This window comes from Streptomyces sp. NPDC001507, assembly GCF_042894765.1.
Classification (GTDB): domain Bacteria; phylum Actinomycetota; class Actinomycetes; order Streptomycetales; family Streptomycetaceae; genus Streptomyces.
In genome coordinates, this window is sequence record NZ_JBIAVV010000001.1 from 1,065,058 (window position 1) to 1,078,433 (window position 13,376).

Sequence of the window (13,376 nt, forward strand, 5' to 3'; positions counted from 1 at the left end):
AACTCGGCCGTCCGCCGGCGGACGCGACGGGGATGCCGCCCGTCCGACGGTCGCGGCCGCCGGCCGCCCGGCGTCAGCCGTCCGGTCGCTGCTCCCGCGGTGCCCCGGGACGGTCGGGTCGACCCAGTTCGCGCCCGGTGATCATCTCGGACCCGATCCGGACGAACACCCCGTCCCGTTTCGGCATCCACGAGCGGGGACCGGCCTGCGACAGCCGTGCGTGCTCCCCGGGATCACTCACCACGGCAGCGCGTCCGGTGACGACCACGCTCCAGCCGGACCGGTTCTCCGCGTCGAACTCGTCCGCCTCGAAGGCGACCACCACACCTCCGATCGCGCGGACCAGGTCCGAACCCGCGGCAGTGCACAGCAACACCGAGGCATCCGCGTCCAAGGAGAAGTTGACGGGGAGGACCGCCGGCAGCGCCTGCTCGGTGTAGACCACGCGACCGACCGGCACCTTGGCAAGCAGGCGCAGGCACTCCTGGCGGTCGAGTGTGCGAAAGCCGTCGTTCCCGAGCATTGGCCCATACTCCCGCCGGCGAGTGCGTGGCTGTAGGGCCGACAGGCCCTTTCTCGGGCCGGCCCGTGAGGACTCATGGACCTGTGCGGACGCCGGGTGGTCTCGGCGGGCGGCACCGCTGACGTCGCCGCCGGCCTCGTGCCGTCACAGGTCTGCCACGACCGGTTCGATCTCGGCCCAGATGGTCTTGCCGCCGGTGTGGTGACGTGTTCCCCAGCGTTTTGCGAGCTGGACGACGAGCAGCAGGCCGCGGCCGCCCTCGTCACAGGTACGGCCGGGCGCGGGGCGGTGCCGCTGCCGCCGGAGACCTCGTACCACCGGCTCGGCCTTGACCGCCGCGTCCGGCAGGTGCCAGGCCTCCAGCCGGGCCGGCACCTGGGCGCGGGCGTCCGCCACCCGGGCGGCAGGCTGCGCTGCAGGGCGGCTGCTTCCCGCCGGCGGCAGCGCGGTCGTCCCCGATCGACCCCGTTCAGGCGTCATGCGGACCGCCGCCGGCCGGGGGCGGTCCGGGCGGCTCCTGGAGCACGCTCCATGCGACGGGGCCGAGCAGGTCGGCCAGCTGCCGGAAGACGTCAAGGAAGAGGTCGTCGATCGTCAGCATCCCGACGGGCCGGCCCCGGTCGAGGACCGGCAACCGGCGCACGCCGGCGCGGCCGAAGGCGCGGTAGGCGGCCCGCAGATCGTCGTCGGCGTCCACGGTGACGACCGCGGCCGACATCACCGCGTCCACGGTCGAGTCCGGCGCCAGGCCGCCGCCCAGGCCGCGCAGCGCGAGGTCGCGGTCGGTCACGATGCCGCGCAGCTCCCCGTCCTTCACGACGAGGACGGAACCCACGCCGCGCTCGGTCATCCACCCGGTCACCTCCCGCAGGCAGACACCGGGGTCCACGTGCACGGGAGGCGCGGTCATCACCTCGGACACCTTCATGCGGATACTCCTCGTCGGTCGTCCGTTCGTGGTGCGGAGCGTTCGAGCGGGGGCGGGGCGCAGGGTTCACACGATGTCGAGCACGTCGTCCAGTGGCCGCCGAGGGCTCGGCTGCCCTTCGGGGCCGTGGCCGAGCCTGAGCACCATCTGCACGTGGCCCATGGCGGAGAGCGGGTCGCGGGCAGCCCACCGCAGGTCCGGCCATTCGAGCGGCTGGGAGGTCACGGACGCGACCAGCCCGTCCGCGGTGGCCCGCAACAGGACCCGTTCCAGCGCCTGCCCGGCGCGCAGCCAGTCCACGGGACCGTCGTCGGCCGTGCCGAGCAGGGCGATGTTCGGCGTCCTCTCGAACGAGGCCCGGGGACGGTCCGGCATCGGGCGTCCGGCGGCGAAGTCGCGCACGGGAGCGTCGCCACGACGGCATGCCGGGCCGAACGCCCCGGCAGGGATGCCGTCGGACGGCGCTTGTGCCCCCGGCGGTTCCGCATGCGCCCACCGTGCGGTCTCGTCGCGTACTCCCGCGTCCTGCACCTCCCACTCCTCGGCCTCCCGCACCAGTTCCAGGACCGACCGCACGTGCCAGCCGCCCGGGAACAGCAGCTGCGCGCCTTCGGCGGTGGCCGCCTCGCACAAGCCCTCGCGTATCGCCGCCGGAATCTCCTCGTCCTGGAACGGGTGGCGGCTGGAGTGACGGCGGCCGACCGCGGGGCGCAGCAGAGCCAGCGCGGTGTCCGGCGGACTGCTGCCGCACAGGTGCACCTCGGCGAGCAGGTCCGGGTAGCCCGGCTCCGGGAGCAGCCGCACGACCGGCGCCAGCGCCGCCGCGGCGGCGGCCACCCGTAGGTTGAGCAGCGCGGCTCCGCAGCTCATGTGCAGACCACGTTGCTGCGGGTCGGTGTGCGGCAGGGTGCGCATCAGGTCGGCGTACAGGCGCAGGACACCGATGTCGCGCAGGTAACGGAACCTCCACGGCTGTGCGTTGTGCTGCGAGGGCGCGGCGACGGCGTCCGCCACCAGTGTCTCGACGGTGCGCGCGTCGACGGGTTCTGCGGTCATGGTGGCTTCCCTTCGCCTCGTCCGCGGGGATCACATGGGCCCGGACGGCACGGCGATGACCGGACACCGCGCGTGGTGCAGCGCCCCCTGGCTGACCGAGCCGAGCAGCATGCCGGTGAATCCGCCCCGGCCACGGGTGCCCACCACCAGACCCAGCGCGTGGGCGGAGGCGTCGGTGAGCACCTGTACGGGGTGTCCGGTGACCAGTTCGTACCGCAGGTCCACCTGCGGGTAGCGGGCGCCGCGACCGGCCACGATCTCGGAGAGCAGCCGCCGGGCCTCCTGCTGCGGTTCGTACTCGTCGAAGATCCTCAGCGGCCCCGGCTCCCAGACGAAGAGGGCACGCACACCGGCACCGCGCAGCGCGGCCTCCTCGAACGCGAGATCCACCGCGGCCGCCGACTGCGGGCTGCCGTCGACGCCGACGACGTAGTACGCAGGGTCCTGGGTGACGTGTTCCGGTTCGGGCACGACGACCACCGGGCAGCGGGCGTGCGCCATGAGGGGTACGGCGACCGAGGCGGAGCCGAACACCTCCTGGGCGCGGCTCAGATGCCGGGAGCCCAGCACGACGGCAGTGGCGTCACGGCTCTGCTCCCGCAGCACCCAGGCCGCGTCGCCCTCCGCGAGCAGCGGGTCCACCGGGAGCCCCGGACGGTGCTCCGCGACGAACCCCGCGGCCTCGTCCAGCACCTGCCGACCCGCCTTGTGCAGCGCCTCGTTCCACTCCTCCCAGGAGGGCGGTGTCCGGCCTCTCCCGTAGCCGCGGGTCGGCACGCCCTCGGCGGGGACCGGGCGCAGCGGCAACCGGCGCCGGGCGGCCTCGTCCGCCGCCCAGGCCAGTGCCATCCGGTGAGCCGGGTCCGGATCGACGCCCACCACGATCGGCCGGGAATCACCGGGCCGGGTCATGACGGCCTTCGCTCTCCGGGCCGCCGGCCGCGGGGGCCGGGGATGTCAGACGCAGCACGTGCACGGAGACGTCCGAGTCCGCGACGGGAAGAGAAGCGGGGCGATGTCACGCCGTATCTCCCCGGCGATGTCGTCGTCCCCGCGCACGAAGACCTTGAGCCGGTCGCCGAGGCCGACCACCTCACTTGAACGGCGACCGAGGAGGTCATGATGTCGCCGATGGGACGAGGGGCCCCGTACATGATGACTCCGCAGGGTCCGGGACAGAACGGACTGACTGCTTCCAGCATGCGCCGACGGTCGGCGTCGCGGCAGGGGGCGCGCGGGTGGGCCGGTCGGTCCTGCCGGGGGACGGGCGGCCCTTACCCTCCCGGGAACGTGCCGTCACGCTGGAAGGGAACGCTCCCGGAGGTGGGGATCATGTCCCGAACCGTCACCGTAGGTCTCGACAGGTCGCCCGAGAGCCGGGCCGCCGCCGAGTGGGCGGCGCGCGAAGCCCTGCTGCGCGGCCTGCCGCTGAAGATCGTGCACGTCGCGGAGCCCGCTCCCGTACTCGTGTCGCAGGCCCCGCTGGTGGGTCCCGAGACCCGTCAGCACTGGACGCGGCAGATCCCGGGCGAGGCCGCGGAGGGGCTTCGTCTGCGGCACCCCGGTCTTGAGGTGCTCACCGAACAGCTGACGGGTCCCGTGCCCGACGCCCTCTGCGAGGCGGCGGACTCCGCCGAACTGCTCGCACTGGGCTCGCGGGGTTTCGGCGGCGTCGGCGGGTTCGTGGTCGGCTCGGTGAGCCTGGCCGTCGTGGCCCGGGTCGCACGACCCGTGGTGCTGGTGCGTGAGGGCGAGCAGGCCGCGGACGAGCACAGGATGGATCCGGCGGGCGTGCCGTCCGCCGCCACCCCGTTCCGGCCGGTGGTGCTCGCCCTCGATGCCGATCACCCGGACGACACGCTGCTGGAGTTCGCCTTCGATGCAGCGGCCCGCCGGGAGACACCCCTCCGGGTGGTTTCCGCCTGGCCGGAGACGGTCACGTCCTACTACCGCTTCCCCGGCGACGCGGAACTCCAGGGCGACCTCGAACGCAGCCACCGGACCGCATTGGCCGAGGCGCTGCGCCCCTGGCGGCAGAAGTTCCCGGGCGTCGACGTCATCGAGGCGAGCCGCTGCGGCAGCGCCGCGCAGGTCGTCGTCGGCGCGGCCCGCGACGCGTCCCTGGCCGTCGTCGGCCGGCGCATCCGTACCGGTTCCCTCGGCGCGCACATCGGTCACGTCACCCATGCCGTCCTGCATCACACGGGCGCACCCGTCGCCGTCGTGGCGCACCACTGATCCGGCGGCCCGGGACCGGGCTGTCGGGAGGCATCGTTTCCGGAGCACGTGACCGGGGCGTCACGCGTTCTCCTCACCATCCGGCGGGCCGTAGGAGCAGGTACGACCTGCGGGACGGTGTCCACGAGCGTTCGGCGGAGCCGGCGCTCAGGTCGAGCACCAGACCGGGCTCCGCACCGGACGTCAGGTCGTCCAGGGCCGCGGAGGGAAGGCCGGCCGTCCGGCGGGTGATGAGGGCCGGACGGCCCAAGCGGACCCGTCCGGGACAGGACAGCCTGGATGTGCGGGGCAATTCCGGTGATGTAGCGACGTCCGGCCGACACCCGCCGCCGGCGTCCGCCGGCCCCGTGCCCCGCAGCGGACCGAGGACGGTGAGCGAACCCATGAAGGCCTTCGTCTTCCACGGCCCCGGGCAGTCCGCCTGGGAAGAGGCTCCCGACCCCGCCATCAAGGAACCCTCCGACGCCGTCGTGCGCGTGGACGCCGTCACGATCTGCGGGACGGACCTGCACATCCTGAAGGGCGACGTCCCCGAGGTACAGCCCGGCACGGTCCTCGGCCACGAGGCCGTCGGCGAGATCGTCGAGGTCGGCAGTGACGTCGGGACCGTACGGCCGGGAGACCGCGCGCTGGTCTCCTGCATCAGCTCCTGCGGGCGCTGCTCCTACTGCCGGGAGGGGATGTACGGTCAGTGCCGCGGCGGCGGAGGCTGGATCCTTGGCCACCTGATCGACGGCACCCAGGCCGAATACGTCCGGGTCCCCTTCGCGGACCTGTCCGTCCACGCGCTGCCCAGCACGGTCGACAGCAAGGACGCCGTGCTCTTCGCGGACATCTTCCCGACCTCCTACGAGGTCGGCGTGCTGAACGGCCGGGTGCACCCCGGCGACACCGTCGCCGTGGTCGGCGCGGGCCCCATCGGCCTCGCGGCGATCACCACGGCACGGTTGTTCTCCCCCGAGCGGATCGTCGCCGTGGACCTGGCCGCTGCCCGGCTGGAAGCGGCCAGGCGCCTGGGCGCCGACGCCGTGGCGGACGCCAGGGAGGCCCCGGAGCAACTGATCGCCGACCTCACCGACGGACTCGGCGCCGACGTCGTCATGGAAGCCGTGGGCGTACCGGAGACCTTCGAGCTGTGCACCCGCATGGTCCGGCCCGGCGGTCGCGTCGCCAACATCGGCGTGCACGGCAAGCAGGCCACGCTGCACCTCGAAGACCTGTGGCGCAAGAACGTGACCATCACGACGGGCCTGGTGGACACCCACTCCACCCCCACCCTGCTGCGGATGGCCGCCGCAGGCCGGCTGCCCACCGCACAACTGGTCACCCACACCTTCCCGCTGGACCACATGGCCGAGGCGTACGACGTCTTCGCCGGCGCCGCCGACACCGGCGCGCTCAAGGTCGTGCTCGGCGGGGAGCAGCACGAGCTCGCCGTCCGCGGGACCTGACCGACGAGAGGACGTGACCCGTCATGGCCGAACAGCTACGGCCGTTCACGGCAGAAGGACCAGCGCTGGGAGACCTGGGGCGCCGCGTGGCGGCCCGCCGCAAGGAACTCGGCCTCACCCGCGAGCAGACGGCCGAACGATCCGGCATCGCGGCCGGCTATCTGCGGTACCTGGAGGAACATCCCGAGGCCGCACCTGGCACGGGCGCCCTGCTCAGGCTCGCCGACGTCCTGCACACCACCGTGTCGCACCTCACCGGAGGCGACCTGGACACCGCGCCCGGACCCGGCCGGGCGGGATACCGCCCCGCGTTCACCGAACTGAGCCCGGCCGAGTGCAGGGCGCTGCTCGGCTCGCACGGCGTCGGACGCCTCGGCGTCGACACCGCCTCGGGCCCGGTCATCCTCCCGGTCAACTACAGCGTCGTCGACGGCACGATCGTCTTCAGGACCGCGGACGAAACCACACCCTCCCTGGCCCCGGGCCGTCAGGTGGCCTTCGAGGTCGACCGCATCGACGACGCCTTCGGTGAGGGCTGGAGCGTCCTGGTACGCGGACCCGCGAGCCGCGTGAGCAAGGCGGAGGAGGTGCGCCGGCTCACTTTCTCCGCCTACAGCACCCCGTGGGCGGGCGGCGATCGTGACCTGTGGGTGCGGATCGAGCCCCGCTCCGTGACCGGGCGCCGTATCACGGCCGCATCCGGGCCGGGCCGGGCACCGGAATAGCCACGCACCCACGCAGGGCGAAACGGTGGACGGACGAGACTGCCGGTGCACAAGGGACCCGCTGCCCCGGTGCTGCCTGCCGACTGCGCCCGGGCCGGCGGAGCAGCCATGTACGGCGTGGAGCCACTCTCCTGAGCCTTCGTCACCGACGGCGCCAGGGCCCTGTAGGCCAACAACGAGGGACCTGGGCCCGGACGGCTCCCCGGAAAGCCTCGCCGCAGCCGACTGGGCCGCGCGTGAATCCCCGACGTCGGACGCTCCCCTGCGACTGCTGCACGTCGGCGAACAACAGCCGCACGACTACGTGCCGTTCGCGGGCGATCCGCTGCCCTCCCGCGGGAGCCGGCCACTCCACGGCACTGCTACGGGAGACCGCGGCCCGGCTGCACCAGCGCCGTCGTGGCCTGTGGGCTGACACGGACCAGCTCGCGGCCGGTCATCCTCGTCCGCGCGGGACCCGGTGCCGATGACGAGCACCTGCCCGATGCCGCCGCGGCAGCCCGACGGGCGACAGAGCTGCGCGTGGTGCACGGCCGAAGCGGTCCGGGGACCGAGGACGAACAGGTCACCCTCCGCAGAAGGAGGGGCTGGTCGCAGGGGAGGCGTAGCAGCCGGCGGAACCTGTCTCCGCAGACCCCGGATCGGGAGGGCCGGGACCTGGAAGGGGACCGTTCGGCTCATGCCTTCCGATGGCGGAAGGCCGATCCTGGGAGTGTCGGACCACGGCTGCCGAGACCTGGAGGTCGCCATGACCGGCACTCCACACGTCGTGAGCGATGTGATGACCCGCACCGTCCTCGCGCTGCGCGACGGCGCCGCCTTCAAGGAGATCGTGAAGGCCCTGCAGCAGTGGCAGGTGAGCGCGGCCCCCGTTCTGGACGCCGGCGGACGTGTCGTCGGCGTGGTCTCGGAGGCAGACCTGCTGCGCAAGGAGGAGGCCCGCACCGGAAGCGAGGTCGGTTACGCCCAGGTCCGGCCCGGGTCCGCCGTCGCCGAGGCGGCGTTGGTCACGGCTGCGGCACTGATGACCACTCCTGCCGTCACCGTCCGCCCCGAGGCCCCGTTGCCCGAGGCCGCGCGCACGATGGCCCGGCACGGCGTCAAGCGGCTTCCGGTGGTCGACGCGGACGGACTGCTGCAGGGGGTCGTCAGCCGTGCCGACCTGCTGAAGGTGTTCCTGCGGGACGACGAGGACATCGCCGAGGAGATCCGGCGCGAGATCCTCCCGCACCTCTTCCCCGACTCGGCCGAGCCGGTGTGCGTGCGGGTACGCGACGGTGTCGTCACCCTCACCGGCCGGGTCCCGGACACCGCGCTGGTCCCGGTGGCCGCCGGGTGGGTACGGGGCGTCGACGGAGTGGTCGCCGTGGACTGCGCGCTCGCCGGTCCGCCCAGCCGCCCGGTCCTCGACCCCGACCTTCCCGACGCCGGTCACGTCCCGCCCGGCCGGAGTCGCACGTCCCGGGCCCCGGAAGGAGGCGGCGGACCATGACCGGCACGAGTCCCGGACGCCTGGCCGGCGGACCGTTCTGGCGCTTGCGGCGCAACCCGCTGCGGCGCCACAGCGACATGGTGGAGGCCTGGGTCGTACTCGCCGTCTGGACTGTGACCCTCGTCGGCGGGCTGCTCGCCGGATGGTGGGCCGGCGCGACCGTGGACCACGCGTTCGCCGAGCGGCGTGCCGCCCTCCACGTGGTGTCCGCCGAGCTGACCGAGAACGGGGCTGGGGGTACCCCCGCTGGGGGAGGCTCGCCCGTCGTGGCTGGTTACGACGCGGGGAAGGTGTGGGTCACGGTGCGCTGGACGGCCGCGGACGGCTCCGTGCACACCGGCCTGGCCAAGGCGGTCCCGACAGCCACCGCCGGCAGCCGGCTGGCGGTCTGGGTGGATCGCGGTGAACGGGTGGCCGCTCCACCGACGGGCCGGAGCGAGACCACCCTCGACTCCGTCGCGGCCGCCGTCCTCGTGGCACCGCTCGCCGCCACCGCGGTGTGGGGCGCCGGCTGGGCCGTCCGCAGCCGCCTGATGCGCCGCCGCCTCGCGGAATGGGACGCGGAATGGCAACGGATCGGCCCTCAGTGGCGAAACTTCAGCGGCGGCAAGGGATGACCTCAGGAGAGGGCCGACCGGAGCCAGGACAGGGCCGGTCGGCCCACGGGTGTTCCAACGCCCGTGCGCCAGGCTGGAGATGACAATCCGAAAGGAACAAGCACGGCTTCCCCGTTCGAGACCGACGAGAAGCACCGTACCGAGTTCCGCTACGGCGCCTTCACCCGCTCCGTCCGGGTGCCCGCCGGAAGGGAACGGCGACGAGGCGGCCGCGGAGTACACGGACGGCGTGCTGAACGTCCAGGTCCCGGTCCCGGAGGAGAAGACGGGAACCGGGACCATTCCGGTGCGGACCGGCCGCCCCTCAGGGGGGAGGGAGCCGATCCCACATCAGTGTGCGCGGCCGGTGCCCACCGGCCGCGCACACTGCTGCGTCCTTCCGCCCACGGGCCTGACGCGGCGACGGTCCCGTGTGCCCGGGACCCCTCGTCCGGGGTCGTTCCGCGCGGACGCCGGGACCAGACAGCAGTGGACGTCGACCACGCCCTCGACAGCGCGTGCCGGCCGCTCGGCCACAGGCGGTCGACGACCTCGTGCCGTACCTCCTCGTCGCCGCGCAGGAAGACCTTCAGCAGGTCGGAGCGGCTGACGTCGCCTTCGAGCAGGCTCTCGTCGTTGACGACGGGCAGCCGCTCGACCTTGCGGCGGGTCGTACCGGGAGCCCTCCCCTCCGGTGGGCCCGGCCCCGACGTCCGGCGGGCCGCGCCACCCCGGCGGGGCTGACCGGGCACACGAACGGGCCGAGTGGCCCCTCCGCCCCGTCGCCGGAAGGTGGCAGGGTGACATCGGAGCCCCCTGCCGCACGACGTGGCAGTCCGACGAAAGGCGGTGGGGACGATGACACGTCCCCTTGTCGTAGGCGTCGACGGATCGGACGGAAGCTCGCTCGCGGTCGACTGGGCGGTGGACGAGGCCGTCCACCACGACATACCGCTGCGGCTGGTGTACGCCTCCCGATGGGAGCGCTACGAGGCCGGAGTGCCGTCGGAGGGCACGGAACGCCCCTCGGAACGCGTGCTGGCCGAACACATCGTCGCCTCCGCCGCCGAGCGCGCCGCACAGCGCTGCCCGGACGTGAAGGTCACCGTGGACATCCTCCCCGACGACGCGGTGTACGCCCTCCTGCGCGAGGGCGACAGTGCACATGCCCTGGTCACCGGGTCCCGCGGCCGCGGTGAGCTGACCGGGCTCCTGCTCGGGTCGGTCGGCCTGGCCGTTGCGGCCAAGGCACACTGCCCGGTGATCGTGGTGCGGGGCGACAGGACCGGCCTGGCCGGCGGCCACGAGCGGATCCTGCTGGGCGCGGGGGAGCCCGTCACCGCGAACGAGGCCGTCCGCTTCGCCTTCCGTGAGGCCGAGGCCCGCGCCTGCGTCCTGTACGCCGTCCGCGCCTGGCGTTGCCCCGCCCACGAGGTCGGCAACCAGGTGGCGCTCGGGGAGGTCGCCCGACAGCACGAGGGAGAGGCGTCGGCGCTGCTGGACGCACTGCTCGGCGAAGCCATGGCCGCGCATCCGAAGGTCGAGGTCCGCCGCGTGACGGCCGAGGGACCGGCCCACCGGATCCTCGTGGACCGCTCGGCCGCCGCCGACCTCGTCGTCGTGGGCGCGAGGCGCCGGCACGGACACGTCGGTCTGCAACTCGGCCGGGTGGCCCACGCACTGCTCCACCAGGCGAAGTGCCCGGTGGCGGTGGTACCGCAGACGGAGTGATCGTTGCACCTGTCCACACACGCCGAGGCGGGCGCCCCGCACGGAGGGAGCCGAAGTGAGCGGCTGGACGTGGGAGTACGACGGTTACCTGCCCGCCGACGAGCGACTGCGGGAGTCGCTGTGCACGCTGGGCAACGGCTGTTTCGCCACCCGCGGCGCCCTGCCCGAGTGCACCGCCGACGACGTGCACTACCCGGGGACCTACGCGGCGGGCTGCTACAACCGGCTCGCCTCGGACGTGGCAGGGCACCGGGTCGAGAACGAGGACATGGTCAACCTCCCGAACTGGCTGCCGCTCCGGTTCCGTCTCCCCGGCGGCGACTGGCTCACCCCGGACACCGCCACGGTCCTCGACCACCGGCAGGTCCTGCACCTCGCCACCGGTCTCCTGGAGCGCCGGACGCGCTTCGGCCTCGGCGACGGCGGAGTCCTCTACGTCCGTCAGCAGCGCGTCGTCCACATGGCCGACCCGCATCTGGCCGCCCTGCGCACCGAGTTCACCGCCGAGGGATACGCCGGGGAACTGGAGGTCGAGGCCGCCCTCGACGGGCGTGTCACCAACGCCGGGGTGCCACGCTACCGCGACCTCGACGGCTGCCATCTGACCCACGTGCAAGGCGGGGTCGCCGCCCCGGACACGGTGTGGCTGCGCTGCCGTACCAGCACCTCCGGCATCCGGATCGGCACGGCGGCCCGGCTGGTGGCCGACGTGCGGATCGCCGAGGCGACGCCCGAGCCGCTGCGAGCCGTACAGCGCCTCCTGCTCCGGCTCGCCCCCGGGCGCACCCTCGTCGTCGACAAGACAGCGGCCGTCCACACCTCGCGCGACCCCGCGATCGGCGACCCGCTGCGGGCCGCAGTCGACCGTGTCGCAGCCGCGCCCGGCTTCGACGCTCTCCTCGGCTCGCACCGGACGGCGTGGGAACACCTGTGGCGGCGGGCCGAGCTGGACGTTCCGGGCCGGGCCGGACGGATTCTGCGGCTGCACCTCTACCACGTGCTGCAGACCCTCTCCCCGCACACCGCGGACCTGGACGTGGGGGTGCCGGCCCGCGGGCTGCACGGGGAGGCGTACCGGGGGCACGTCTTCTGGGACGAGCTCTTCGTGCTGCCCTTCCTCAACCTGCACGTGCCGGAGGTCTCCCGCGCCCTGCTCCGCTACCGGTACCGGCGGCTGGACCAGGCCTGCGCGGCCGCGCGTGCGCTGGGCCGGCACGGTGCGCTGTATCCCTGGCAGAGCGGCAGCGACGGCCGCGAGGAGTCCCAGGAGCTGCACCTCAACCCCCGCTCGGGGCACTGGCTCCCGGACCACTCGCGGCTCCAGTGGCACGTCGGCTCGGCGGTGGCGTACAACGTGTGGCAGTACTGCGAGGCCAGCGGCGACACCGCCTTCCGGGACACGGAGGGCGCCGAGACGCTCCTGCAGATCGCCCGCTTCTGGGCCGACTCGGCCACCTGGGACGACCGGCTCGGCCGGCACCGCATCCTGGGCGTGATGGGCCCCGACGAGTACCACGACGCCTACCCGGACGCCTCGCAACCCGGCCTCGACGACAACGCCTACACCAACGTCACCGCCGCCTGGGTCCTCACCCGCGCCCTGGAGATGCTGCGCAGGCTGCCCGAGCCGCGTCGCCGTGAACTCGCCGGCCGCATCGGCTTCGACGGCCGCGAGCTCGCACACTGGGAGGACGTGTCCCACACCCTCCACGTGCCCTTCCACGACGGCGTCATCAGCCAGTTCGAGGGCTACGGCGACCTCGCCGAACTCGACTGGGACGGCTACCGCGAACGGTACGGCGACATCCGCCGCCTCGACCGGATCCTGGAGGCGGAGGGCGACACCGTCAACCGGTACAAGGCGTCCAAGCAGGCCGACGTCCTGATGCTCGGCTACCTCTTCTCACCGGCCGAACTCAGGTCACTCTTCGAGCGGTTGGGCTACCAAGTGGACGACGGGATCTGGGCGCGCACCGTCGACCACTACCTCCGCCGCACCAGCCACGGTTCCACCCTCAGCGGCCTGGTCCACGGCTGGGTGCTGGCGCGCGTACGCCGCGCAGGCGCGTGGAGGTTCGTCCAGGAGGCACTGCGGGGCGACATCGCCGACGTTCAGGGCGGCACCACCGGAGAGGGGATCCACCTCGGCGCGATGGCGGGCACCCTCGACCTCGTCCAGCGCGGGCTCACCGGCCTGGAGACCCGGGACGGAGCGCTCTGGCTCGACCCGGTGCCGCTGCCGGAGCTGTCGTCGTACACGGTGTCCCTCCGCTACCGGGGACACTGGGGCGTACGACTGCGCCTGGAGCGAGGACACCTGGAGATGGTGGTGCCCGTCTCGGACCGTTCGCCGATCGAGATCCGGCTACCGGACCGCGCGGTCCGCGTGGCGCCGGGGGACACCTGCCGGCTGGTGCTCCCGGACGGCGTCTCGAAACCGTCATGACCACATTGGCCCTCCGGCTCGCGCTGGTTCGGGTATGAAGGCGCTCTGTCCGCTTGACGTGCCGCGGTCGGTCCAGTCGCCTGCCAGGTGCCCTGGGTGCGTGCGGGGTGGCAGCATCACCTCGTGATGGCCGGCGCTGGTGGAGGGTGAAGTCGTGCTTCGCCGCTGCGGAGCCGGACCGTGCCGCCTG

General features: G+C 73.3%; 13 protein-coding genes. 7 read left to right on the forward strand and 6 right to left on the reverse strand.

All coding sequences use genetic code 11. The annotated features are described in order from the left end of the window. Positions 1–73 precede the first annotated feature (73 nt). From ACFY0K_RS04800 to ACFY0K_RS04820, 5 genes are all read right to left on the reverse strand, one after another. Complete coding sequence (locus ACFY0K_RS04800; protein ID WP_351959777.1) at positions 74–523, reverse strand: pyridoxamine 5'-phosphate oxidase family protein; 450 nt, start codon at positions 521–523, stop codon at positions 74–76. Positions 524–667: 144 nt separating this feature from the next. Continuing rightward, entirely contained in the window at positions 668–919 is a 252-nt protein-coding gene (locus ACFY0K_RS04805) for an ATP-binding protein (protein WP_390638599.1), read from the reverse strand. A gap of 73 nt (positions 920–992) precedes the next feature. Further along, complete coding sequence (locus ACFY0K_RS04810) at positions 993–1,451, reverse strand: cyclic nucleotide-binding/CBS domain-containing protein (RefSeq protein WP_390638600.1); 459 nt, start codon at positions 1,449–1,451, stop codon at positions 993–995. A 66-nt stretch (positions 1,452–1,517) separates the two neighbouring features. Further along, positions 1,518–2,507 (reverse strand): Acg family FMN-binding oxidoreductase, encoded by a 990-nt coding sequence (locus ACFY0K_RS04815; protein ID WP_390638601.1) that lies wholly within the window; start codon positions 2,505–2,507, stop codon positions 1,518–1,520. Between the two features lie 30 nt (positions 2,508–2,537). Further along, the gene (locus tag ACFY0K_RS04820) at positions 2,538–3,419 is read right to left on the reverse strand and encodes a universal stress protein (RefSeq protein ID WP_390638603.1); all 882 of its coding nucleotides are present in this window, start codon (positions 3,417–3,419) and stop codon (positions 2,538–2,540) included. 420 nt (positions 3,420–3,839) lie between these two features. Between ACFY0K_RS04820 and ACFY0K_RS04825 the strand changes: the two genes are divergently transcribed. Beyond that, positions 3,840–4,745 carry a universal stress protein gene (locus tag ACFY0K_RS04825; protein WP_390638604.1) on the forward strand — a complete coding sequence of 302 codons (906 nt, stop codon included), beginning with the start codon at positions 3,840–3,842 and terminating at the stop codon, positions 4,743–4,745. A gap of 73 nt (positions 4,746–4,818) precedes the next feature. Here ACFY0K_RS04825 and ACFY0K_RS04830 read toward each other — a convergent pair whose 3' ends face one another. Next, positions 4,819–4,995 (reverse strand): hypothetical protein, encoded by a 177-nt coding sequence (locus ACFY0K_RS04830; RefSeq protein WP_390638605.1) that lies wholly within the window; start codon positions 4,993–4,995, stop codon positions 4,819–4,821. Between the two features lie 133 nt (positions 4,996–5,128). Between ACFY0K_RS04830 and ACFY0K_RS04835 the strand changes: the two genes are divergently transcribed. The 6 genes from ACFY0K_RS04835 to ACFY0K_RS04860 all read left to right on the forward strand — a co-directional run bounded on the left by ACFY0K_RS04835 (position 5,129) and on the right by ACFY0K_RS04860 (position 13,186). Further along, positions 5,129–6,196: a zinc-dependent alcohol dehydrogenase family protein gene (locus ACFY0K_RS04835; RefSeq protein WP_390638849.1), complete on the forward strand. Its 1,068-nt coding sequence runs from the start codon at positions 5,129–5,131 to the stop codon at positions 6,194–6,196. 23 nt (positions 6,197–6,219) lie between these two features. Continuing rightward, positions 6,220–6,921, forward strand: coding sequence for a helix-turn-helix domain-containing protein (locus ACFY0K_RS04840; RefSeq protein ID WP_390638606.1), 702 nt, complete (start codon positions 6,220–6,222; stop codon positions 6,919–6,921). A 748-nt stretch (positions 6,922–7,669) separates the two neighbouring features. Next, entirely contained in the window at positions 7,670–8,413 is a 744-nt protein-coding gene (locus ACFY0K_RS04845; RefSeq protein WP_390638607.1) for a CBS domain-containing protein, read from the forward strand. Then, on the forward strand, positions 8,410–9,030 hold the full coding sequence (locus ACFY0K_RS04850; protein ID WP_390638608.1) for a hypothetical protein: 621 nt from the start codon (positions 8,410–8,412) through the stop codon (positions 9,028–9,030). Before ACFY0K_RS04845 ends, ACFY0K_RS04850 begins: the two co-directional genes overlap by 4 nt. Before the next feature lie 837 nt (positions 9,031–9,867). Further along, positions 9,868–10,740: a universal stress protein gene (locus ACFY0K_RS04855; RefSeq protein ID WP_390638609.1), complete on the forward strand. Its 873-nt coding sequence runs from the start codon at positions 9,868–9,870 to the stop codon at positions 10,738–10,740. A gap of 55 nt (positions 10,741–10,795) precedes the next feature. Continuing rightward, positions 10,796–13,186 (forward strand): glycoside hydrolase family 65 protein, encoded by a 2,391-nt coding sequence (locus ACFY0K_RS04860; protein WP_390638610.1) that lies wholly within the window; start codon positions 10,796–10,798, stop codon positions 13,184–13,186. Positions 13,187–13,376: the final 190 nt, after the last annotated feature.